We start from the raw sequence: 21,763 nt of genomic DNA, 5'->3' as shown, positions 1-21,763 counted from the left end.
CGTAATCACCTCTCCTTTCCTACTGCTTCATCAGGTTCATCTGATCGACGTTTACCGTTTTTCGGTTACGATAAAGAGCGATAAGAATGGCCAGACCGACAGCAGCTTCGGCTGCCGCAACAGTGATTGTAAATAGTGAAAAGATTTGACCTGTAATCGCAGGATTTGGTCCATGTAACGCAAAAGCAACGAGATTGATGTTCACCGCATTTAACATTAGTTCAATCGAAATTAACACGATGACCGCATTTCGTTTCGTTAATACACCAAACATCCCGATACAAAATAAAAGTAAAGCGACAATCAGATAGACGGATAAAGGAATACTACTCACGGTCACCCGCCTCCTTTTCTTGATCATCATTTTTAGCAATCGCAACGGCACCAACTAATGCTACAAGTAAAATAACACCGACAACTTCAAACGGAATCACAAATTTCGAATAAATTTCGATCCCGATTTGGCGCACATTGTCTTCATGTAAAGGCGCAGGGTCTGAACCAAACGACAAATCATTAATGCCAATAAACATAATGACAAAAAAGACAGCCACACCGACAAAAGCGACGATCGAGCGAACAAAGCCAGCTGGAATATCTGTACGGTCATCATGTTTCGTTAGCATGATCCCAAACAACATAATAATCGTAATCGCACCTGCATAAATCAACACTTGAACAAACGCTAAAAATTCAGCAGACAATAATACGTAAAACCCTGCGATACTTAAAAAAGTAAAGGCAAGGGCCACGATAACGTGGACCACCTTTTTTAAGTTAATCATTAACACGCCGCCGCTAACGGCAATAAGGGCAAGGATAAAAAAGGCAAGCATTTCTCCATTCACGCTTTATTCTCCTCCCTCACATTCGTGTCGTTTTCATCAAGCCATTCGAGATTTTTAAATAATTCATCTCGGCTATACTCTGATAACTCAAAATTATTTGTCATCACAATCGCTTCTGTTGGACACACTTCTGTACACAAATCGCACAAAATACAAATTTCAAAATTGATATCATACGTATCAATAATTTTTCCCTTTTTATTTGGATCCGGATGTGGTTTGCCTGTTAATTGAATACAATCTGTTGGACAAATCGCTGCACACTGATTACAGACAATACATTTTTCCGGATAAAATTTTTGAATGCCACGAAACCGGTCTGGCATTTCAATCGGTTCGTCTGGGTAGCGGGTCGTTACATTTTGCTTTGTTAAGTTGCTAACTGTATACTTCAGTCCTTTTAGTAAACCTTTACCGAACATAGTTTTTCACCCCTTGCTTCGATTTGAAGTCTTCTTCCTACAAGATAAATTCCTTTATTAATGCTGTTAACACGATGTTGGCAATGGCAATCGGCAATAGAACCTTCCAAGCAAATTCCATTAACTGATCTCCACGTAATCTTGGGAATGTACCACGCATCCATATCATTAAGAAGATAATGACAGAAAACTTCAAGCCAAACCACACGACACCAGGAATGAAGTCTAAAAAGAGAATCGGCTGCCATCCTCCTAAAAAGAGTACGGTCGTAAGTGCTGCCATCGCAAACAAATACACATACTCAGCAAGCATAAAAAATGCCCAGCGAAAACCTGAATACTCAACATGATAACCAGCAACTAACTCTGACTCTGCTTCAGGTAAGTCAAAAGGTACTCGGTTTAATTCTGCAGTTGCTGCTATTAAAAACACGAGAAATGCTGGCAATTGCCAGACGACAAACCATACATTACTTTGCGCATGGACGATTTCAATTAAATTCAAACTACCTGAAAGTAACACTACCCCAACAACGGATAATACAAGCGGAACTTCATATGAAATCATTTGGGCCGCTGCACGCATTCCACCCATTAAGGAGTATTTATTGTTTGAAGCCCAACCTCCTGTTAAAATCCCAAGCGTAGTAATCCCTGAAACGGCTATATAAAACAATAAGCCAACCCCGATATCAGCAAAATATAAATTCTCAGAGAACGGAATAACCGCTAAGACGACAAATGCTGGTACAAACGCAAGAACAGGTGCTAAAATAAACAACGGTTTATCTGCTTTTTTCGGAATCGTATCTTCTTTTAATAGAAGCTTTAACACGTCAGCTACCGTTTGTAATAATCCAAGCGGTCCCCCTGTACGGTTAGGTCCAACACGAAGCTGCATGAAACCTAATACTTTTCGTTCTGCTAAAATCGCATACGTCACAAAGCCGAGAACGACACCTAAAAGAGCGGCTCCCATAATGAAAAAGGTTAATGCATTTAACCAACTAGGCTGAGATGTTAAGATATCACTCATCATTATCCATCAACCTCCCCAAGAACAATGTCAATTCCACCTAAAATAGCAATTAAATTTGCAATCGGTTGACCAACGAGTAGTTTCGGAAGAATTTGCAAGTTATAAAAGGAAGGTCGACGGAATTTTAATCGATATGGCTCTTTTTTCCCTTTACTTGCAATATAACAACCGATTTCGCCTCGAGGCGACTCAATTCTAACAAATGTTTCTCCTTCAGGTGGCTTAATAATTCTTGGTGTTTTCGCTAAAATAGCACCTTCACTTGGAAACTGTGCAACAGCTTGTTCTAGGATTTTGATGGATTCTTCAATTTCCTGCATTCGAATGACATATTTAGCCCAGCAATCACCGTCAGTGTGTGTTGGGATGTCAAAATCAAAACGGTCATAAATCGAATACGGTTCGTCTTTGCGTAAATCCCACTTTACGCCCGTACAGCGAATGTTCGCACCACTCATCGAGTAACGAATCGCTTCTTCTTTTGTGTACTTTCCTACTCCTTTAACACGTTGGAGGAAAATTTCATTGCCTGTCACTAAGTTGTGGTATCCTTCTAATTCTTTTCGTAAATAAGGAAGCAAATCACGAACTTTTTCAATCCATCCCGGAGGTGCATCCCATTTCACACCACCGACACGCATATAGTTAAAGGTGAGTCGTCCACCTGAAATTTCGTTTAACAGATTAATAATCATCTCGCGCTCACGAAACGCATATAGGAAAGGACTCATCGCGCCTAAATCGAGTAAGTATGTACCATACCAAACAAGATGGCTAGCAATTCTTCCAAGTTCCATTACAATAACACGTAAATATTCCGCTCGCTCAGGAATTTCTAAATCCATCATCGTCTCTACCGCGTGACAAAGAACATAATTGTTTGTCATCGCTGATAAATAATCTAGTCGGTCGGTATAAGGAATAATTTGCGTATATTGAAGATTCTCCGCTAATTTTTCCGTTCCGCGGTGAAGGTAACCGACAACAGGTGTGGCTTCTGTAATAATTTCTCCGTCTATTTTTACAACTAATCGAAACACCCCGTGTGTACTAGGATGTTGTGGTCCGACGTTTAGTAGCATTTCTTCTGTGCGAATCATCTGTTCTACACCTCCTCATCATGAGGTTCATAGTCTTTGCGTAACGGGTGACCAACCCAGTCATCTGGTAACATTATTCTCGTTAAATTCGGATGACCTGTAAATGTAATGCCTAATAAATCATAAGCCTCTCGTTCAGGCCAGTCAGCACCTTCCCAAATAGAAGCGAGAGATTCAATTGTTGGGTTATCACGGTCAATTTTCACTTTTAATGCCACATTTTCTTTTGTTTTAAAAGAATAAAAGTGATTGTATATTTCCATATGAGTTTCAAAATCAGACCCATGCAACTCAGATAGATAGTCAAAGCTTAATTGCTCATTATGTTTCAGAAACTGAGCCACTTTATAATACGATTCTTTTTTAGCGACTAGTGTAGGAACATCTTTAGCCAGTCGGTTGATATAGGAAGCTTCTAGCATTCCTTCACCAAGATTATCTTCTATTACTTTTACATACTTATCTAGCTTCGGTTGATTGACAGATGGCGTTTCTTCTATTTTTTCTTCCGTTGCCCCTGCACTCGCCGCCTTCGCTCGAGCAGCTGCCGCGGCTTTGGCTTTTGCTACTGCGGCGGCCTTCGCTTTTGCTTTTTCATCATCAGTATCGGCTCCACCTTGTGCCGCTAATTTTGCTTTGGCGGCGGCTGCCGCTTTGGCCTTTGCCGCAGCAATGGCTTTTGCTTTTTCATCATCTCCAGAAGAATCCGCTTCCGTTCGATTTTGTTTTGCTAATGCGGCCGCTTTTGCTTTTGCCGCTGCTGCTGCTTTGGCTTTCGCGGCTGCTGCGGCCTTCGCTTTTTCATCTGCTCCTGCTGGTTCTGATGTCGATTCTGTTTCCGCTTCTTTTTGTTTTGCTAATGCGGCCGCTTTCGCTTTTGCCGCTGCTGCGGCTTTCGCTTTTGCAGCTGCCGCGGCCTTCGCTTTTTCATCGGCAGTTACTTTTTCCTTTTCATCGCTCATTGACTAGTCACCCGCTTCCCAGTCTTTGCTTCATAACGGATTTTTTCTTGTAATTTATTGATTCCATAAATAAGTGCAGCGGGGTTTGGTGGGCAGCCAGGAATATAAACATCGACAGGGACAATCTGGTCGACTCCTTTAACTACGGCATATGATTTCACATATGGTCCGCCTGCGGTAGCACAGGACCCCATTGCAATCACCCATTTTGGTTCTGGCATTTGATCATATAAGCGTTTTAAAATTGGTGCCATTTTTTTTGTCACCGTTCCAGAAACGATCATACAGTCAGATTGACGCGGCGATGTACGGAAGATGACACCAAATCGGTCTTGGTCATAATGTGAAGCTCCTGTTCCCATCATCTCAATCGCACAACATGCTAACCCAAACGTTAACGGCCAAATCGAGTTACTTCTCGCCCAAGCTTTCACTTGTTCTAACGTTGTAAAAAATATATTTTGCTCTAACTCTGCACGTTCTTGTTTCGTTAAACTGTCTAAGTTTAAATCCATGTCAACACCTTCTTTTTCCAGGCATATAGTAAGCCAATAAAGAGCATAACCATAAAAATAATCATTTCAATTAGTGCAAAAATACCTAAATCATCATAGGCAACAGCCCACGGATATAAAAATACCGTTTCCACATCAAACAATACAAAAAGAAGGGCAAACATATAATAACGCACGTTAAATTGAACCCAACTTCCACCAGTCGGTTCAACCCCACTTTCGTATGTTGTGTACTTTTCCTCCGTTGGCTTATGAGGACGTAAAATCCGGCCAGCTGTAAGCGCAACCAATGGTAACAATATACCAAGAATGACAAACACAGCGACAACTAAATAGTTGTTTTGATATAGATTATACAATGGATCCATACAACGTCAGCCTCCAAGCTTTAGTACGGGATTTCTTTTTTGAATCGTTACCATTATAGCAAATCCTATATATGGTGTCGACCGTTACAAAATTGTAACATTTTTTTAATATACCATTTTGCACAGCATGTCTTACTTACTATTGATACGCCTTGCAAACGCTATCATGAATGTGATAATGTGACTATTATGTGAACACCGGTGGTAAAGGAGAAAATAGAATGGTAGAAAACATAACAAGTGAACGGGTAATAAAAAATGTAGTCGAACGAATGTGGTCAACAAATAAATACGATGTCATGGCAAGAGGCTATGAATATTATAAGAAAATGAAGCCCATCCTACAACGAAATTCTGTTGCCAACGTTTCCTTATTCTATCAATTCTTACTAGAGTGTAAGTCACTACCGTATTCTAAAAAAGGAGTAACAACAACATATGAGCATGTGTGGGGTTATTACAAAAACGAGGCAACAGATGAAGAAAAAACTCGGTATAAACAATTTGTCAGTCGATTACAAGAAATAGAGTCGGTTTTCTATGAATTTCCTGACGTTGTCGTCGATGCAGTTACTTTTATAAGAGAATTAAATGAAAAATACCCAAAACCGTATATTACACAGTCTACTTTTATTTATCCAAAACCTGAATGGAACATCGTTATAGTGAAGGGATATCTCTATTCCATTGTTGATGGTGTCGTAACAAAAGAGTAATTTTTTTCGGACATCTATTTCGCTATTTATCGAATTTTACCGTGTTTTCAAAACCTTACGGACATCTGTTCCGTTATTTCCGCTTTCAGCGTAATATTCCTCCCTGATTCTGGCCAATAACGGAACACAGGTCCGAAAGCTTTATAAAATAGCCTCTTTTCCTTTCAATAACGGAATAGATGTCCGATACGAATCAGCATATGTCGCTATACAACAAAAAAATGCCTATAGATAACCGTGAAAGGACGTCTACAGGCATTTTTATTACTTTCCAGCAACTTCCAGACGAGTAATTGCTTTTTTCAAAGCTAATTGCGCGCGCTTGAAGTCAATTTCATCTTGCTTTGCTTCATTTATGCGGCGCTCCGCACGTTCTTTTGCAGCACGAGCACGAGCGACATCAATATCTGATGGCATTTCAGCGGTTTCCGCTAAAATTGTTACTTTGTCAGGGCGCACTTCAATAAATCCGCCACTTACTGCAATAAATTGAACGTTATTGCCTTTTTTTATACGAACGGGTCCAACGGTTAGAGGAGCCACCAATGGTATGTGGCGTGGTAGAATTCCAAGCTCACCGCTTTGAGCTTTCACAACGACCATCTCTACATCTCCGTCAAAAACCGTGCCATCAGGAGTTACAACACTCGCATTCATCGTCTTCTCCATGGAAAACCCTCCTTAACAGCATCGAGGCTATTAGTAGAGTAAGGAGCCACTTTGGACTCCATGCTCATTATTGCATTTCTTTTGCTTTTTCAACAACTTCTTCAATACGTCCAACAAGACGGAACGCATCTTCAGGTAAATCATCATATTTTCCTTCAAGAATTTCTTTAAATCCTTGGATTGTTTCTTTAACAGGAACATATGAACCAGGTTGTCCGGTAAATTGCTCGGCAACGTGGAAGTTTTGTGATAAGAAGAATTGGATACGACGCGCACGGTGAACGATTTGCTTATCTTCTTCTGATAATTCATCCATACCAAGGATCGCGATAATATCTTGTAATTCTTTATATTTTTGTAGTGTTTGCTGTACTTGACGAGCAACAGCGTAATGCTCTTCTCCTACAATTTCAGGAGAAAGGGCACGAGATGTTGATGCAAGCGGGTCAACCGCAGGGTAAATCCCCATCTCAGAAAGTTTACGCTCTAAGTTTGTTGTTGCGTCTAAGTGAGCAAATGTTGTTGCTGGTGCCGGGTCAGTGTAGTCATCGGCAGGTACATAAATCGCCTGGATTGATGTAACAGAACCAACTTTAGTTGATGTAATACGTTCTTGTAACTGTCCCATCTCTGTTGCAAGTGTTGGCTGGTAACCAACGGCTGAAGGCATACGACCTAATAAGGCTGATACCTCAGAACCGGCTTGCGTGAAACGGAAAATGTTATCGATGAACAATAATACGTCCGCGCCTTCTTTATCACGGAAATGCTCTGCCATTGTAAGACCTGTTAGGGCAACACGCATACGTGCTCCAGGTGGCTCATTCATTTGTCCGAATACCATCGCTGTTTTTGCGATAACTCCAGAGTCTTTCATTTCATAGTAAAGGTCATTTCCTTCACGAGTACGCTCACCAACACCAGCGAAAACGGAAATACCACCGTGTTCTTGTGCGATGTTGTTGATTAACTCTTGAATTAATACCGTTTTACCAACACCGGCTCCTCCGAACAAACCGATTTTTCCACCTTTAATATATGGTGCAAGTAAGTCAACAACTTTAATTCCTGTTTCAAGAATTTCGGCTTTTGTTGATAACTCTTCAAATTTTGGTGATGGACGGTGAATCGGATCTTTTTTCACGTCTGCAGGAATAGGACCATCAAGGTCAATGGACTCCCCTAATACGTTAAATACACGACCTAATGTTACTTCACCAACAGGTACAGAAATCGGAGCCCCTGTATCTAGTACTTCTGTTCCACGAACAAGTCCATCAGTTGAACCCATCGCAACCGTACGAACGGTATTATCGCCTAAATGAATCGCAACTTCTAACGTTACGTTTACATCAACCGCATTTGTTGCTGAGCCTGTTTGCTCAATTCTCAGTGCGTTATAAATCTCTGGTAAGTTTCCATCGTCGAATGTTACGTCAACAACTGGACCCATAACCTGAGTAATGCGACCTTTATTCATCAGTTTCCCTCCTATACTTTCAGTTTCGAGTTCGTAAACTCTCTATTCTAGAGCAGCGGCACCGCCGACAATCTCTGTAATTTCTTGTGTAATGGCAGCTTGACGTGCCCGGTTGTATGAAAGAGTTAGACTATCAATTAATGCACCCGCATTGTCCGTTGCAGCACTCATCGCTGTCATACGTGCTCCAAACTCACTTGCTTTTGCATCTAATAATGCGCCATAGATAACACTCTCTGCATACTGTGGTAAAAGTTGCTCTAAAATCGCTTCTGCTGAAGGCTCATAAATATATTCCGACTGTGCTGAACTTCCATCAGCAAGATCAGTTAATGGCAACACTTTCTTTTCGGTCACCTCTTGTGTAATCGGGCTCACGAAATGATTGTACCAAAGGTATAACTCGTCAAATAACTCGTCTTGGAACATATCGACCGTTGTACTTGTTAAGTTCTTTACATCACTAAACTCGACTTGGTCAGATAACCCAATTAATTCTTGAATAATTGGCATGTTCCGTCTTTTTAATAAATCACGACCAATTCGCCCAATTACAATAATCGAATACTCATCTGGTGATTTATGACGTTTGTTGAGTGTTGTTAATAACTCACGAACTAAGCTTGCATTGTACGCACCTGCAAGTCCTCGGTCAGATGTAATCACAACATACCCTGTCTTTTTCACCGGACGCGATTGTAGCATCGGATGCGACGCCTCTGTGTTACCTGAAGCAATCCCGGCAACGACTTCACGAATTTTTTCAGTGTAAGGAAAAAATCCTTTCGCCTTTTCTTGTGCACGGTTTAGTTTTGCAGCTGATACCATTTGCATCGCTTTTGTAATCTTTTTTGTTTTTGTCGTCGAATTAATACGTGTTTTAATATCTCGTAGTGAGGCCATCTATTTTTCACCACCTTTTCGCTTAACTGGTTTTTGCGACTTTCCCGCGATTATTTTGTAACGTTAAACCCTTTTTTGAATTCGTCAATAGCCGCTTTAAAATCGCTATCTTCTGGAAGACCACCAGTTGTACGAATGTGCTCAAGTAACTCTTTTTTGTTGTGCTCTAAGAATGCAAAATATTCTGCTTCAAAGCGCTTAATATCACCAACTGGAATATCATCAAGGAATCCTTTTGTTAGTGCATAAAGAATCGCTACTTGTTTTTCAACTGGAAGTGGCTCGTGTAATCCTTGTTTTAATACTTCAACAGTACGAGCACCACGCTCTAATTTCGCTAATGTCGCACGGTCTAAGTCTGAACCAAACTGTGCAAATGCTTCAAGCTCACGATAAGAAGCTAAGTCAAGACGAAGTGTACCTGATACTTTTCTCATCGCTTTAATTTGCGCTGAACCTCCAACACGGGATACAGAAAGACCTGCGTTTACCGCTGGACGAACACCAGAGTGGAATAAATCAGATTGTAAGAAAATTTGTCCATCCGTGATGGAAATTACATTTGTTGGAATATAAGCTGATACATCCCCAGCTTGTGTTTCAATGAAAGGAAGGGCTGTTAAAGAACCGCCACCTTTTGCATCACTAAGCTTTGCCGCGCGCTCAAGTAAGCGTGAATGTAAGTAGAATACATCCCCTGGATAAGCTTCACGACCTGGAGGACGACGAAGTAATAAAGAAAGCTCACGATAAGCTGCCGCTTGTTTTGTTAAGTCATCATAAATAACAAGAACATGTTTCCCGTTGTACATGAACTCTTCACCCATTGTAACCCCAGCATACGGAGCTAAAAATTGCAATGGAGCTGGTTCAGATGCACTTGCAGTAACGACGATCGTATAATCAAGCGCACCTTTTTGGCGTAATGATTCCACTACACCTGCAACAGTAGATTCTTTTTGACCGATCGCTACATAAATACAAATCATGTCTTGGTCTTTTTGGTTTAAAATTGTATCGATTGCAACAGCTGTTTTCCCTGTTTGACGGTCACCGATAATTAACTCACGTTGTCCACGTCCGATCGGAATAAGTGCATCAATCGATTTAATTCCCGTTTGAAGTGGCTCATGAACGGATTTACGGTCCATAACTCCAGGAGCTGGACTTTCGATTGGTCTAGCTTTTGCTGTTTCAATTGGTCCTTGTCCGTCTAATGGTTGACCAAGCGGATTCACCACTCGACCTAAAAGAGCTTCACCTACAGGAACTTCCATGATACGTCCTGTACGTTTGACTTCGTCACCTTCACGAATGTCTGTATATGGTCCTAAAATAATGATACCAACATTATTTTCTTCTAAGTTTTGTGCCATACCCATGACGCCATTTGAAAACTCAAGTAACTCTCCACTCATTACGTTTTCAAGGCCATGTGCTAAAGCAATACCGTCACCGACACGAATAACTGTACCAACGTCGGATACTTCAATATTTGATTGAAAGTTTTCAATCTGCTGTTTAATCAAAGAGCTAATTTCTTCTGCTTTGATGCTGCTCATTTCGTTCACCCCTATCTTGTTCTAGCTTTTTTGCAAGAGATTACGTTCCAGGCGAGTAAGCTGGCCTTTCACACTGCCATCATAAATGCGGTCACCGATGCGAATCGTAATACCGGCTATGAGGTTTTTATCAATAATATTTTCAATAATTAATTTCGATTTTCCAACTTTTTGTGCAAATAAGACAGATAAGTCCGTCTTTTCTTGCTCTGATAATGGGTATGTAGAATATACTTTTGCTTCAGCCACATTTTGCTCTTGGTATGATAGCAATTTATATTCATCCACTAACGGAACAAGTGCTTCCACACGCTTGCGTTCAACAAGCAAAAGCAATGTATGCATCACAAGTTCACTGACGTTTTGACCAAAACCCGTTTTCACGATATTCTGTTTTTCTTCTACCCGAACTTTCGGATTTAATAGAACAGTCATCATTTCAGGAGTATTGTCCACTACTTCTTTTACTAACTGTAGCTCAGTTTCGGTTTGTTGAACTAAACCTTTTTCCTTTGCTAACTGAAAAAGAGCAACAGCATAACGATTGGCTACTGCTTTGTTGCTCATAGCTCTTCGCCTACTTCTTTAAGATAATCTTCAATGAACTTTTGCTGTTCTGCTTCGTTCAGTTCTTTTTCAATCACTTTCGTTGCAATTAATACTGATAATGATGCAACTTGGTCACGAAGAGAAGATACAGCTTGTTCTTTTTCACGCTTGATTTCTGCAAGTGCAGAATCTTTAATACGCTCTGCTTCACCTTTAGCAGATACGATAATATCTTGAGCTTGCTTTTCGCTCATTTTCTTTGCATTTTCAAGAATTGACTGTGCTTCTTGTCTTGCATTCTCAATTTCTTTACGTTGTTGTTCTAAATATTTTTCAGCCTCTTTACGGTCTTTTTCAGCAAAGTCAATTTGCTCATTAACCATTTGTTGGCGCTTTTCCATTAAGCCCATCATCGGTTTTAAGGCAAACTTACTTATCGCCCATAACAGTATAAGAAAGGCAACTAATTGATATATGATCGAACCCCAAGGAATCACAAAATCCAAGTGAGTCACTCCTTTCTAATGTTCTTACACCTAACATAAGGAATGGCGAAGGTTCAAAGCAGAACACTGTCGCCATCTATAGCATTTTTGTGCTTGTATACGACCTTTATTATTGGAATAAAAGGATGAATGAAATAACGATCGCGATAATTGGAACCGCCTCTGCAAGAGGTACCCCAATGAACATTAAAGTTTGTAATTGACCACGTAATTCTGGTTGACGAGTGACACCTTCAAGAGTTGCTCTTACGATAATGGCAACGGCGATAGAACCACCGATTGCTGCTAGACCTGCTACGATTGCTACTGCTAATGCTTCCATTTAAAAAATTCCTCCTTATGAATACAAATAAATTTTTTATTATTTTAAACGCTCAAATTACGAGCAATGTTTAATGATGTTCAACTTTGTGTGCCATATATACCATTGCTAACATCGCAAAGATATACGCTTGAATCGCTCCAATAAACACACTAAATGCTTGCCAAATGACTAGTGGGAATATTGTTAATACCCCAGTAAAAATCCCTCCTGCTGTAAGCGAGGTTATTCCTGCACTTCCTAACCCTACGATTAAAATCATTAAAATTTCTTTTGCGTAAATGTTACCAAATAGACGCATTCCCAATGTTAATGTATTGGCAAACTCCTCAATGACTTTAAATGGGAATAAGAACGGGACGGGACGGAAATAGTTTTTTCCGTATTCACCAAAACCTTGTAATGCAATCCCATAAATGTGTGTCAAGATAATGACAAGGGCTGCTAAACTTAATGTTAGGGCAGGGTCAGAAGTCGGTGATTTCCACCATGCTTCATGCGTTGTATAGTTTGCAATCTCAAATGGGATACCTACCATATTGGCAGTAAACACGAAAAAGAGAAGCGTAAACGCTAGTGCGGTAAATCGACCACCTGTTTTCCAATCCATGTTGGCTTTAATGATGTTTTGGACAAACTCGATAGCCCATTCTAGAAAGTTTTGCATGCCGGAAGGTCTCATAGCTAAACGCCTAGAGCCGAAAAACACGACACTGAAAACGATTATACAGACAACAGTCGTCATCAGTACCGATGACATATTAAACGTTAGCCCGAAATACTCTCGCATTGGTGCAATATGATCCATATTAGTTATCACCTCTTTCTAACGAATTGAATTATCATATCAAGTAATATAATGACATAAATCAGGGATAACCCTGCAATGACCGAAAGTAAGTGAACGGCATCTGGATAGCGAAAAGCTATCGCAACCGCAAAGATAGCTAGTCCATAACGTATGACAATACCAAAACCAGCTAGTGCATAGGATATAAATGAAATGTTTTTTGGGTTGGCTGATATTTCACCAACAACAGCGGTTTTACGGTAAATGGTCCACAAGCTAATATAACTAGCCAAAAAACCAAGAAACAAACCTAAAAAATGAGGTTGAAATGGAGTTAAGAGTGCTCCGACAAGGAAAACGAATCCAAAAATGATTGAAATATACGTATATCCCTTCATTTTTGCTTGAAACGTTATCATTGTTCATTGTCTCCTAAATATGGCTGGATTACTTTATAAACACCGTAAAAACCCGAACCAATTCCTAGTAGTAGAAAAATGATAAGGAATAGTGGTTTTGTAGCAAAACGTTCATCTATCCAATTTCCGATAAAAACACCGGCAAGCACCCCGCCTACAATATACGATGAAATAATCGAAACGAGCGCCATTGCCCGCATTGAACGTCTACCTAATGACATTGCACCGCTCCTTCCTACGATTGTAGGAGCTTACGAAACTAATTTTATGTATTGTTTGTAACCCTTATCATAAATACCCTTTGTAATCGTACAATAGTGAAAACCTTATGTCAACGGCTTTTCAGGATAAATATGTAGTCCATTTTTAGAAAATTAGGTTTGTCACAATTTCGACAAAAGTATACCATTTTTTTCTTGACAAAACAAAGGAGAGGGTTTCCCTCTCCTTTTCTCTATTATGGACAATTATTTTCTTTTCAACCAATCTCACCTATAAAAATGGCTGTTTCAAGCGTATCTTCTTGTCCGTCTTGTTTCGCAAACACAAGCGCTTTATAAATACCATCTGTTAATGCTAGCTCTGATAACTCGACTTCAAGAAGTCCTCTTGCTACGTTTTCCCTTGCATCCAAATAAGAAATAAACTCAAATGTATCTGGGTCATACAAAGCAATGCCAACTTCTTCTGCACCACCAGGCAAATACATTTCATAACGGTATGTTTCTGGCTCATCCCCATGTTCAAAATTAAAAGCCATCACTCGTGGGTAATTTGGCTCTTCAATAAAAAACAAATACGGGACAACAACATCTTCTTTTCCACCTTGGATAACTATCTCTCCATTATGAATACCTTCCTCTAAGACAGGAGGAAAAATATCCATAGTAATGGTTACTTCTTTTTTCTCATCTGGTTTTAGTTCAAATGAAAAAGGTACTTTCCACTGAATACCATCTGGTACATCAATCGGAGGAACGACATAATATGATTCTGTTTTGTCTCCTTTATTTTCAACAGTAACCGTAACATCCTTCACTTGTCGCCTATCATCACGAGAATACTTTCCAAAAGAAAGTGCGCCTGGTAAAACTAGGGTCTCGGCATTTATCGCTTCTACAATTTGAATTCTTCCAGCGCCTTGCTCATGAGGTAAATAACGATTTCCTTCTTTGTCTTCTAGCTTTTTAGCTGTATTCATTAAGGCTGCTTTTATTTGGTCAGGCGTCCAATCTGGATGGGCTTGTTTCAGTAATGCTGCTGCTCCTGCTACATGGGGGGCAGACATGCTTGTCCCATTAAGCCCTAAATAGCCATGAGGAATCGTACTATCAATGGCGACACCAGGGGCAACGACATCAGGTTTCACATCCCATGTTTGTGTCACCGGTCCTCTTGATGAAAACGGTGCAATTAAATCTTCTTCATTCCGATATATCGTGCGTAATGAAGGTGACTTTTCATTTTCAATTTGTTCTAGTAACCATTCTCCATCCTCTTTTGTGATTCCCGCTACTGGAATATCAACTTTTCCTTCAATTGCACCTACAAAAGCACCATCTGTATTGTTAAAAATAACAACAGCTTCTGCTCCAGCCTCTTTTGCTATTCTTGCTTTTTCGGCAAAAGGAATAATCCCTCGTTTTAATAAAACAATTTTTCCGTTAACATCCTCTAAATCCTTTTCCATTCCTAATTCACCATAAACAAACGGGAAATCCCTCGTAACATCCCATGGTCGTGAGCCACTCATCATTTGCAGCGGAATTTCTTTTTCTTCACCAAAAATCGTCAAATATGGCATTTTTAAAGGAGGTGATGATGCGCCAACAGAAATGGCTCGCGCCGATGTACCTGGAGAACCCACTGTCCACATATTCGGTCCGCTGTTACCGTTTGACGTAACCGCAACAACACCAAGCTCCACCGCTTTATCCAACGCCACACTCGTCGGCCAGTCAGGACCGTTCACGGCATTCCCTAGTGACAAGTTTATAATATCGACACCGTCTTCCACCGCTTTTTCTATCGCTTCGATTACTTGCTCTGTCGTCCCTTGTCCACCTGGACCTAAAGCCCGGTAAGCATAAATTTCAGCTTCCGGTGCTACCCCTTTTATTTTGCCATTTGCTGCGATAATACCAGCGACATGTGTCCCATGAACGGTTGGTCCACCTTCTTCTATTTTCGTTTCCATTGGGTCATCATCATAATCGACAACGTCAAATCCACCTTTATAGTTACGCTTTAAATCTGGATGAGTATAATCAATTCCTGTGTCAATGACAGCTACCTTCACACCTTTTCCCGTTAATCGTTCTCCATTTTCATCAAGCTGGGACCGAAATTCACCCCCGCCTATAAAAGGAACACTTTCATCAATCAACGCTTTATAATTGACAACTTTGTCTACTCGTTCTACACCCGAGACGGTTTTTAATCGTTCCACATCTTCTTCAGGTAGTTGGATTGAAAAACCTGTAAACAGTGTTTGAAATGTTTTTCTAATTTCGCCTTTTGGAAATGTAGATTTAATAGTTTCTAACACAGCGTCAATGTCTGTTTCAGACACCTCAACAATAACTACAGCTTCTTGTTCCGATGCCGGAGTAGGAAGCGGAGGCCGTTCAGGAAACTGATTCGCTTGCACTTGCACCAGCCCTACTTGAGTCATAGCAAACAACATCGTAAACAACAACAATACTTGTCTCATGTATTTACGTCCTCCTCATTTCACCTTATTTGACTAGTATCTGCCACAAAAGCAAAAGTCATGTAAAGAAGATTTGAAAACGAAGAATTGGTTAAATCATGATACAGTTGTCACCGTTCGGACATTTATTCCGCTATTTCTGTAATAAAGCCGTTCGTTTGGATCGTATCGGACATCCTTTCCGTTAGTGTCCTTTTTTCGCACGAGAATCAATCAAAAAAGAGGAAGTAGTGGAACAGATGTCCGTAACTTTTGAAAATAGTTCAATTTACAGCAAGATACCGGAACAAATGTCCGATAGCGCCCACAAAGTCACATACTTCCTACTCCAAACAAAAACCGAAAAGAGTTTTCTCTTTTCGGCTTATTTTCATTATTTCGTTCCGAACAATCGGTCACCAGCATCTCCTAATCCAGGAACGATATATCCTTTTTCATTTAGTTTTTCATCCATGGCAGCTAAATAAATATCCACATCTGGATGGGCTTCTTTAACGACGTCGACACCTTCTGGGGCTGCAATTAAGCACATTAGCTTAATATTAACGGCACCACGGTTTTTCAAGCTATTGATAGCTTCGACAGCAGAACCACCTGTGGCTAACATCGGGTCAATGACGATAAACTCACGCTCATGGACATCATTTGGTAACTTCACATAATATTCGACCGGTTTCAATGTTTCAGGATCGCGGTATAATCCAACATGTCCTACTTTTGCAGCTGGGATTAACTTTAAAATTCCATCCACCATCCCAAGTCCAGCACGCAGAATCGGAACAAGCCCTAGCTTTTTGCCCGCAATTTTTTTTGAAGGTGCAGGCCCTACTGGCGTTTCTACCGTCACATCACGAAGCGGTAAATCTCTTGTAATTTCAAACGCCATTAATGCTGCAACTTCATCTACTAGCTCTCGGAATTCCTTTGTTCCTGTTGATTTATCACGTATGTACGTTAACTTATGTTGAATTAACGGGTGATCAAATACATATACTTTGCTCATTATGATAGCTCCTTTTTCACCATTCTATATGAGAGCACTCAGGACGACATACTCCTTTTGAAAATGATACAAAAAAAGCTTGTCCCATTCAAGCCTGTTCCTTAAAAGTTCATTAAGAAAAACGCGGAAGCGTCTTTTCTTTTTAAGCGAAGCGCGGAGCCCTGCCCGCTTTTAACAGTGAACCCAAAGTGCTCTTGGATGAAACGCGGAGGTGCGGAACCTTCGAGATTATCAAATCCCATGTCACATTTTCGCGGACAGAGCAGCCGTTATTTGTGAACATGATACGGGTTTCTATTTTTTAGCGGCCACTGGAGCGCTTATTCACGCAAAAGCAACACTATTCCTAGCGATATATTATGATTAACGGCTCCTGTGTCCTCCAACGTTCTAAAACGCTAGCAATGTTCACAGATAACGGTTTTCATGGCCGCTTACTTACCGGACCGAAGTGTTGAACGATTCACTTCGGTCTTTTCTTGCTTGTCTCATAATAATCCAAGTCCCTAATTCATTCGTTATACACAAGTCGACTATACTATAGTTTTTCTAAACAATAGGAAAAACACAGGAACTCTTATCGCTTCATGCGAAGTGCAGAGCCTTCGCTCTTCTAGAACAAGCTTTCAAAGCTTCACTGCTACAACAAAATTTTAATACTATCTTTTCGTTCAACAAAAAAATAGCCAGGAGCCCCCTGGCTATTCTAATTACAAGCTTAATGATGGATACATTGGAAATTTCGCTGTTAATGCATCTACACGTGAAGCCGCTTCTTGTAACGCTGCTTCATTTTCGATGTTTTTCAATGTAAAGGCAATGATAGAGCCTAATTCTTTCATTGCTTCGTTATTTAATCCTCGAGAAGTGACCGCTGCTGTTCCAATTCGAATACCACTTGTTACAAAAGGACTTTCTGGATCAAACGGAATCGCATTTTTGTTTGTTGTAATTCCAACATCATCTAATGCTTTTTCTGCTACTTTTCCAGTTAAACTTAAGCTTTGTAGGTCAAGTAATAATAAATGATTATCAGTACCACCTGAGACAAGGTTAATTCCTTCTGCATTTAATGCTTCTGCTAAAGCTTTAGCATTAGAGACGATGTTTTGTGCATATGATTTGAACTCAGGTTGTAGTGCTTCCCCAAACGCTACTGCCTTTGCTGCTATGACATGCATTAATGGGCCACCTTGGATTCCTGGGAAAATCGATTTATCGATTTTCTTTCCAAATTCTTCTTTACAAAGAATCATTCCACCACGAGGGCCACGTAAAGTTTTATGTGTTGTAGTTGTTACAAAGTCCGCATAAGGCACTGGACTTTCATGAACTCCTGCCGCAACTAAACCAGCAATATGAGCCATGTCTACCATTAAGTATGCCCCTACTTCATCCACGACTTCACGGAATTTTTTGAAGTCGATTGCTCGAGGGTATGCACTTGCTCCCGCAACGATAAGTTTTGGTTTATGTTCTTTTGCTAAAGCTAACACTGCATCATAATCAATTTGTTGCTTTTCTTTATCTACGCCGTACTCCACAAAGTTATATTGAACCCCACTAAAGTTAACGGGGCTACCATGAGTAAGGTGACCACCGTGAGAAAGGTTCATGCCAAGAACAGTATCGCCTGGCTCTAAAATTGTAAAATAAACTGCCATGTTCGCTTGAGCACCTGAATGTGGTTGAACGTTCACATATTCAGCACCAAAAATCTCTTTTGCACGGTCACGAGCTAAGTCTTCAACGATATCCACATATTCACAGCCCCCATAGTAACGTCGTCCAGGGTATCCTTCTGCATATTTGTTTGTTAAGACTGAGCCTTGCGCTTCCATTACAGCTTCGCTTACAAAGTTTTCAGAAGCAATCATTTCAATTTTGTCCCGTTGACGACCTAACTCCTGCTGAATCGCCTTGTATACATTAGGGTCTTGATTTTTTAAGAATTCCATCCTTCTTCCCCTTTCATGATAAAACTCATTATCTTTCGTGTTTTTTCATCTGCATGTTCCATTTTATCAGAAGTATACGTTAAAATCTTCTATTTTTTATAAAATCACATACATTTTTCGTTTGTGTTCATATTATTATTCGGATATACCGCTCTTTGACCACCAATTAGTTTCGGGCGTGTTACCGCCAACGTTACATGAGCTTGGCCAATTTCTTTTACTGCACTTCGAACAGGAACAGCAACATGCTTTAAGTGCATCCCTATTAATGTATCACCAATATCGATACCAGCATCTGCTTTGATGAACTCGACTACAACAGGGTTTTTCATTTGTGTGTAAGCAAAGGATGCCATCGCCCCACCAGCGGTTTTCACAGGTACGACTGTAACTTCTTCAAGATGAAGTGCCATTTGTGTTTCTTTTTCAACTACTAATGCACGATTTACATGTTCACAGCATTGAAAGGCAAGAGATAGTTTTTGTGTTCTTGCCCACTCATGGAGCGTATCATAAATCACCTTACTTACTTCTTCAGAACCACTTGTTCCAATCTTTTCTCCTACAACTTCACTTGTACTTGTCCCAACGACAACAACCGATCCTTCTTGAAGGGCTTTTGCTGAAAGTAAATCATCAAGTACAGTTTGGAGGTCGCTTTTTATCGTTGAAAGGTCTATCATCATTTCGCCACCTTTCTTCTATACGTTTTCGATTGCCATCACTTTGTCGACACGTCTAGCATGACGACCACCTTCGAATTCAGTTTCAAGCCAAACTTTTGCAATATCACGAGCAAGCCCTGGCCCGACAACTCGTTCACCCATCGCAAGAACATTTGTATCATTATGTTCTCTTGTTGCTTTTGCACTAAATGTATCATGAGCAAGAGCACAACGAATCCCTTTCACTTTATTTGCCGCAATCGACATCCCGATGCCTGTTCCACAAATTAAGATTCCTCTGTCCACTTCGTTTGATACGACTTTATCACAAACAGGCAATGCATAATCCGGATAATCTACAGAATCCGTACACTCACATCCAACATCTTCGTAAGCTATCCCTAACTCATCCATTAATGCTTTAATTTCTTCTTTAATTTGGAGTCCACCATGATCAGAACCAATCGCTACTTTCATCTTTTTCTCCCCCTATTGTATTGAAAACTTTTCAATCGTTATTTTTAGCTTATTCGCTTGCGCGGAAAGTTGGTTCGCTGTATCAGCAACTTCTAAGATTAAAGCGGTTTGTTCTTCTGTCGTCGCTGTCATTTCTGTAGCTCCTGCCGAAGTTTCTTCAGAGAAAGCAGCCACCTCTTGGGTTTGCTTTGTCGTTTCTAAAATCGCTTTTAACTGATTATCCACTAATCCCGCAATTTCTGTAATAACGCTATTTACTTCATGTACTGATTTTTCCATCTCACCAATTGCCTCATTTGTTGCAGTCCCTTTTACAGACTGTTCATTTGCAACAGACACTTGGTCAGTAATTTGTTTAACAACTTTAACAACTTCTGTTTGAATATTATGGATTAATTCTGTAATGCCTTGAACCGCTTTTGAACTTTCATCCGCTAATTTACGGACTTCATCCGCAACAACAGCAAAACCTTTTCCGTGTTCACCCGCTCTTGCCGCTTCGATTGATGCGTTTAACGCTAGTAAGTTTGTTTGTTCTGCAATGTCTCCAACAAGAGAAATAATTTCTTCTACTTTTTTCGCTTGATCATTTAAACGCCCTACAGCTTGCAACGATTGTTCATTGTCATTAGCTAACTGCTTAATTCCACTAACAAGACTTTCAATCACTTCTTTACTTTCTGTTAATGTATTCACCATTTCTGTAGAAGACTGTTTTGATGTATTAGCATGCTCTTGCACTTGTTTAGCAAAGGTTGTGACATCTTCCATCGATTGTGCCGTTTGTTCAATTGAACTAGCCGACGTTTCAGCCCCTCCAGCAATTTCTTGTATTGTTCGGTTGACTCTTTTGGCATTGAGTGAAGCTGCTTTTGTCGCCTCTTGAATGACAGTTACCGTTTTATTCGTCTTTTCAAAGTTATCCTCAATATCTTGGACCATACTTCTTAAACTATGAAGCATTTTATTAAAAGCGAGTCCAACAGCACGGAGTTCGTCATCTGATTTAGACACTTCGATATCTTCACTAATATTTCCTTCTGCTGCTTTTTTTGCTGCTCCTTCTAATTCTTGTAACGGCTTCGTTATGAAGCGAGCACCGAAATAACAAAGCAAAATCGTCCAAAAGACACCTTTCACTAATGTAAAACTAACGACACTTTCATAACTTAAGCTAAAATTTGACTGTAACCAATCAGATAAGAAAAAAATGACGACAGCACTTGAACCATATGTGATGAATGCTAAACTCGTAATGCCGACTACTAATTTTTTTCTAATACTGAACTTATACTTTGTTTTTTCCCCCACGGTGGCACTCTCCCTATTGTTCGTTGTTGTATTTTTCAATTAGCTTGTCCACTAATTGTTCAAGCTCAACTGCTGTTTCTCGATAAGCTTCCACTGGGTGCCCAAACGGATCAATGACATCACCCTCTCCAGTTTGAACAAACTCTTTTAACGTATATACTTTATCACTAGCATATGGTGCATTCAGAATAATCGTTTGCTTATGGCTTTCTGTCATCGTTAATACGACTGTAGCCCACTGCAAAAGCTCATCTGTTAACGGACTTGAATGATGCTGACAGTTTATTCCACGTTCTGCTAGCACTTGTTTTGTGCCTTCTGAGGCATCACTGCCAAAAGCAGCATAAATCCCTGCTGAACGGACCGTTATATTTCCATTTGTCTTTTCGCGGAGAAGTGCTTCTGCTAAAGGACTTCTACACGTGTTTCCTGTACATACGAAAAGAATATTCACCATGAATCTAGG

At 40.2% G+C, this 21,763-nt stretch carries 25 protein-coding genes and 1 pseudogene; 1 reads left to right on the top strand and 25 read right to left on the bottom strand.

Annotated elements, in window-relative coordinates:
* Nucleotides 1-19: 19 nt before the first annotated feature.
* From nuoK to T323_RS0108020, 8 genes and pseudogenes are all read right to left on the bottom strand, one after another.
* The gene (gene nuoK, locus T323_RS0108055) at nt 20-334 is read right to left on the bottom strand and encodes an NADH-quinone oxidoreductase subunit NuoK (RefSeq protein ID WP_026672819.1); all 315 of its coding nucleotides are present in this window, start codon (nt 332-334) and stop codon (nt 20-22) included.
* Entirely contained in the window at nt 327-836 is a 510-nt protein-coding gene (locus tag T323_RS0108050) for an NADH-quinone oxidoreductase subunit J (protein WP_035178166.1), read from the bottom strand. The genes nuoK and T323_RS0108050 overlap by 8 nt, the downstream gene beginning before the upstream one ends.
* Nucleotides 837-844: 8 nt before the next feature.
* Nucleotides 845-1,270 (bottom strand): NADH-quinone oxidoreductase subunit NuoI, encoded by a 426-nt coding sequence (gene nuoI / locus T323_RS0108045; RefSeq protein WP_026672817.1) that lies wholly within the window; start codon nt 1,268-1,270, stop codon nt 845-847.
* A gap of 37 nt (nt 1,271-1,307) precedes the next feature.
* Complete coding sequence (gene nuoH, locus T323_RS0108040) at nt 1,308-2,309, bottom strand: NADH-quinone oxidoreductase subunit NuoH (protein WP_026672816.1); 1,002 nt, start codon at nt 2,307-2,309, stop codon at nt 1,308-1,310.
* Nucleotides 2,309-3,409, bottom strand: a complete 1,101-nt coding sequence (locus T323_RS0108035) for an NADH-quinone oxidoreductase subunit D (RefSeq protein WP_026672815.1) — start codon at nt 3,407-3,409, stop codon at nt 2,309-2,311. Before T323_RS0108035 ends, nuoH begins: the two co-directional genes overlap by 1 nt.
* A 5-nt stretch (nt 3,410-3,414) precedes the next feature.
* Nucleotides 3,415-4,359, bottom strand: a pseudogene (locus tag T323_RS0108030) (NADH-quinone oxidoreductase subunit C); the annotation flags it as partial.
* An 8-nt stretch (nt 4,360-4,367) separates the two neighbouring features.
* Nucleotides 4,368-4,886 carry a NuoB/complex I 20 kDa subunit family protein gene (locus T323_RS0108025; protein WP_026672813.1) on the bottom strand — a complete coding sequence of 173 codons (519 nt, stop codon included), beginning with the start codon at nt 4,884-4,886 and terminating at the stop codon, nt 4,368-4,370.
* Nucleotides 4,877-5,254 (bottom strand): NADH-quinone oxidoreductase subunit A, encoded by a 378-nt coding sequence (locus T323_RS0108020; protein WP_026672812.1) that lies wholly within the window; start codon nt 5,252-5,254, stop codon nt 4,877-4,879. Before T323_RS0108020 ends, T323_RS0108025 begins: the two co-directional genes overlap by 10 nt.
* A gap of 221 nt (nt 5,255-5,475) precedes the next feature.
* Here T323_RS0108020 and T323_RS0108015 point away from each other — a divergent pair, with 221 nt between their 5' ends.
* Complete coding sequence (locus tag T323_RS0108015) at nt 5,476-5,970, top strand: DUF1722 domain-containing protein (protein ID WP_026672811.1); 495 nt, start codon at nt 5,476-5,478, stop codon at nt 5,968-5,970.
* 264 nt (nt 5,971-6,234) lie between these two features.
* Here T323_RS0108015 and T323_RS0108010 read toward each other — a convergent pair whose 3' ends face one another.
* The 17 genes from T323_RS0108010 to T323_RS0107930 all read right to left on the bottom strand — a co-directional run bounded on the left by T323_RS0108010 (nt 6,235) and on the right by T323_RS0107930 (nt 21,754).
* Nucleotides 6,235-6,639, bottom strand: coding sequence for a F0F1 ATP synthase subunit epsilon (locus T323_RS0108010; protein WP_026672810.1), 405 nt, complete (start codon nt 6,637-6,639; stop codon nt 6,235-6,237).
* A 67-nt stretch (nt 6,640-6,706) separates the two neighbouring features.
* A complete protein-coding gene (gene atpD, locus T323_RS0108005; protein WP_026672809.1) occupies nt 6,707-8,119 on the bottom strand; it encodes a F0F1 ATP synthase subunit beta in 1,413 nt (470 codons plus the stop codon).
* 42 nt (nt 8,120-8,161) lie between these two features.
* Nucleotides 8,162-9,022: an ATP synthase F1 subunit gamma gene (gene atpG, locus T323_RS0108000; protein WP_026672808.1), complete on the bottom strand. Its 861-nt coding sequence runs from the start codon at nt 9,020-9,022 to the stop codon at nt 8,162-8,164.
* 50 nt (nt 9,023-9,072) lie between these two features.
* Nucleotides 9,073-10,584, bottom strand: a complete 1,512-nt coding sequence (gene atpA / locus T323_RS0107995) for a F0F1 ATP synthase subunit alpha (protein ID WP_026672807.1) — start codon at nt 10,582-10,584, stop codon at nt 9,073-9,075.
* Between the two features lie 21 nt (nt 10,585-10,605).
* Nucleotides 10,606-11,151 (bottom strand): F0F1 ATP synthase subunit delta, encoded by a 546-nt coding sequence (locus tag T323_RS0107990; RefSeq protein ID WP_026672806.1) that lies wholly within the window; start codon nt 11,149-11,151, stop codon nt 10,606-10,608.
* Nucleotides 11,148-11,639: a F0F1 ATP synthase subunit B gene (gene atpF, locus T323_RS0107985; protein ID WP_026672805.1), complete on the bottom strand. Its 492-nt coding sequence runs from the start codon at nt 11,637-11,639 to the stop codon at nt 11,148-11,150. The genes T323_RS0107990 and atpF overlap by 4 nt, the downstream gene beginning before the upstream one ends.
* Before the next feature lie 109 nt (nt 11,640-11,748).
* The gene (gene atpE / locus T323_RS0107980; RefSeq protein ID WP_026672804.1) at nt 11,749-11,961 is read right to left on the bottom strand and encodes a F0F1 ATP synthase subunit C; all 213 of its coding nucleotides are present in this window, start codon (nt 11,959-11,961) and stop codon (nt 11,749-11,751) included.
* A 70-nt stretch (nt 11,962-12,031) separates the two neighbouring features.
* The gene (atpB, locus tag T323_RS0107975) at nt 12,032-12,769 is read right to left on the bottom strand and encodes a F0F1 ATP synthase subunit A (protein ID WP_026672803.1); all 738 of its coding nucleotides are present in this window, start codon (nt 12,767-12,769) and stop codon (nt 12,032-12,034) included.
* Between the two features lie 8 nt (nt 12,770-12,777).
* On the bottom strand, nt 12,778-13,170 hold the full coding sequence (locus T323_RS0107970; RefSeq protein ID WP_026672802.1) for an ATP synthase subunit I: 393 nt from the start codon (nt 13,168-13,170) through the stop codon (nt 12,778-12,780).
* Nucleotides 13,167-13,391 carry an AtpZ/AtpI family protein gene (locus T323_RS0107965; RefSeq protein WP_026672801.1) on the bottom strand — a complete coding sequence of 75 codons (225 nt, stop codon included), beginning with the start codon at nt 13,389-13,391 and terminating at the stop codon, nt 13,167-13,169. The genes T323_RS0107970 and T323_RS0107965 overlap by 4 nt, the downstream gene beginning before the upstream one ends.
* Before the next feature lie 257 nt (nt 13,392-13,648).
* On the bottom strand, nt 13,649-15,883 hold the full coding sequence (locus tag T323_RS0107960; RefSeq protein ID WP_026672800.1) for a S8 family serine peptidase: 2,235 nt from the start codon (nt 15,881-15,883) through the stop codon (nt 13,649-13,651).
* 373 nt (nt 15,884-16,256) lie between these two features.
* On the bottom strand, nt 16,257-16,886 hold the full coding sequence (gene upp / locus T323_RS0107955; RefSeq protein WP_026672799.1) for a uracil phosphoribosyltransferase: 630 nt from the start codon (nt 16,884-16,886) through the stop codon (nt 16,257-16,259).
* 710 nt (nt 16,887-17,596) lie between these two features.
* Nucleotides 17,597-18,844 (bottom strand): serine hydroxymethyltransferase, encoded by a 1,248-nt coding sequence (gene glyA, locus T323_RS0107950; protein ID WP_026672798.1) that lies wholly within the window; start codon nt 18,842-18,844, stop codon nt 17,597-17,599.
* Nucleotides 18,845-18,948: 104 nt separating this feature from the next.
* Nucleotides 18,949-19,530, bottom strand: coding sequence for a TIGR01440 family protein (locus tag T323_RS0107945; protein WP_026672797.1), 582 nt, complete (start codon nt 19,528-19,530; stop codon nt 18,949-18,951).
* A gap of 15 nt (nt 19,531-19,545) precedes the next feature.
* Entirely contained in the window at nt 19,546-19,986 is a 441-nt protein-coding gene (gene rpiB, locus T323_RS0107940; protein WP_026672796.1) for a ribose 5-phosphate isomerase B, read from the bottom strand.
* Between the two features lie 12 nt (nt 19,987-19,998).
* Nucleotides 19,999-21,297 carry a methyl-accepting chemotaxis protein gene (locus T323_RS0107935; RefSeq protein ID WP_026672795.1) on the bottom strand — a complete coding sequence of 433 codons (1,299 nt, stop codon included), beginning with the start codon at nt 21,295-21,297 and terminating at the stop codon, nt 19,999-20,001.
* A 13-nt stretch (nt 21,298-21,310) separates the two neighbouring features.
* Nucleotides 21,311-21,754 (bottom strand): low molecular weight protein arginine phosphatase, encoded by a 444-nt coding sequence (locus tag T323_RS0107930; protein WP_026672794.1) that lies wholly within the window; start codon nt 21,752-21,754, stop codon nt 21,311-21,313.
* Nucleotides 21,755-21,763 lie beyond the last annotated feature (9 nt).

The organism is Alkalihalobacillus bogoriensis ATCC BAA-922 (genome assembly GCF_000621445.1).
Lineage (GTDB): Bacteria > Bacillota > Bacilli > Bacillales > Bacillaceae_F > Bacillus_AO > Bacillus_AO bogoriense.
Note: the sequence above shows the minus strand (reverse complement) of the source record. Positions and strands in the feature narration are given on the sequence as shown.

Coding starts and splice junctions, on each gene's coding strand:
- T323_RS0108050 (WP_035178166.1), bottom strand. CDS start 836: ATGCTTGCCTTTTTTATCCTTGCCCTTATTGCCGTTAGCGGCGGCGTG.
- nuoI (WP_026672817.1), bottom strand. CDS start 1,270: ATGTTCGGTAAAGGTTTACTAAAAGGACTGAAGTATACAGTTAGCAAC.
- nuoH (WP_026672816.1), bottom strand. CDS start 2,309: ATGATGAGTGATATCTTAACATCTCAGCCTAGTTGGTTAAATGCATTA.
- T323_RS0108035 (WP_026672815.1), bottom strand. CDS start 3,409: ATGATTCGCACAGAAGAAATGCTACTAAACGTCGGACCACAACATCCT.
- T323_RS0108025 (WP_026672813.1), bottom strand. CDS start 4,886: ATGGATTTAAACTTAGACAGTTTAACGAAACAAGAACGTGCAGAGTTA.
- T323_RS0108020 (WP_026672812.1), bottom strand. CDS start 5,254: ATGGATCCATTGTATAATCTATATCAAAACAACTATTTAGTTGTCGCT.
- T323_RS0108015 (WP_026672811.1), top strand. CDS start 5,476: ATGGTAGAAAACATAACAAGTGAACGGGTAATAAAAAATGTAGTCGAA.
- T323_RS0108010 (WP_026672810.1), bottom strand. CDS start 6,639: ATGGAGAAGACGATGAATGCGAGTGTTGTAACTCCTGATGGCACGGTT.
- atpD (WP_026672809.1), bottom strand. CDS start 8,119: ATGAATAAAGGTCGCATTACTCAGGTTATGGGTCCAGTTGTTGACGTA.
- atpG (WP_026672808.1), bottom strand. CDS start 9,022: ATGGCCTCACTACGAGATATTAAAACACGTATTAATTCGACGACAAAA.
- atpA (WP_026672807.1), bottom strand. CDS start 10,584: ATGAGCAGCATCAAAGCAGAAGAAATTAGCTCTTTGATTAAACAGCAG.
- T323_RS0107990 (WP_026672806.1), bottom strand. CDS start 11,151: ATGAGCAACAAAGCAGTAGCCAATCGTTATGCTGTTGCTCTTTTTCAG.
- atpE (WP_026672804.1), bottom strand. CDS start 11,961: ATGGAAGCATTAGCAGTAGCAATCGTAGCAGGTCTAGCAGCAATCGGT.
- atpB (WP_026672803.1), bottom strand. CDS start 12,769: ATGGATCATATTGCACCAATGCGAGAGTATTTCGGGCTAACGTTTAAT.
- T323_RS0107970 (WP_026672802.1), bottom strand. CDS start 13,170: ATGATAACGTTTCAAGCAAAAATGAAGGGATATACGTATATTTCAATC.
- T323_RS0107965 (WP_026672801.1), bottom strand. CDS start 13,391: ATGTCATTAGGTAGACGTTCAATGCGGGCAATGGCGCTCGTTTCGATT.
- T323_RS0107960 (WP_026672800.1), bottom strand. CDS start 15,883: ATGAGACAAGTATTGTTGTTGTTTACGATGTTGTTTGCTATGACTCAA.
- upp (WP_026672799.1), bottom strand. CDS start 16,886: ATGAGCAAAGTATATGTATTTGATCACCCGTTAATTCAACATAAGTTA.
- glyA (WP_026672798.1), bottom strand. CDS start 18,844: ATGGAATTCTTAAAAAATCAAGACCCTAATGTATACAAGGCGATTCAG.
- T323_RS0107945 (WP_026672797.1), bottom strand. CDS start 19,530: ATGATGATAGACCTTTCAACGATAAAAAGCGACCTCCAAACTGTACTT.
- rpiB (WP_026672796.1), bottom strand. CDS start 19,986: ATGAAAGTAGCGATTGGTTCTGATCATGGTGGACTCCAAATTAAAGAA.
- T323_RS0107930 (WP_026672794.1), bottom strand. CDS start 21,754: ATGGTGAATATTCTTTTCGTATGTACAGGAAACACGTGTAGAAGTCCT.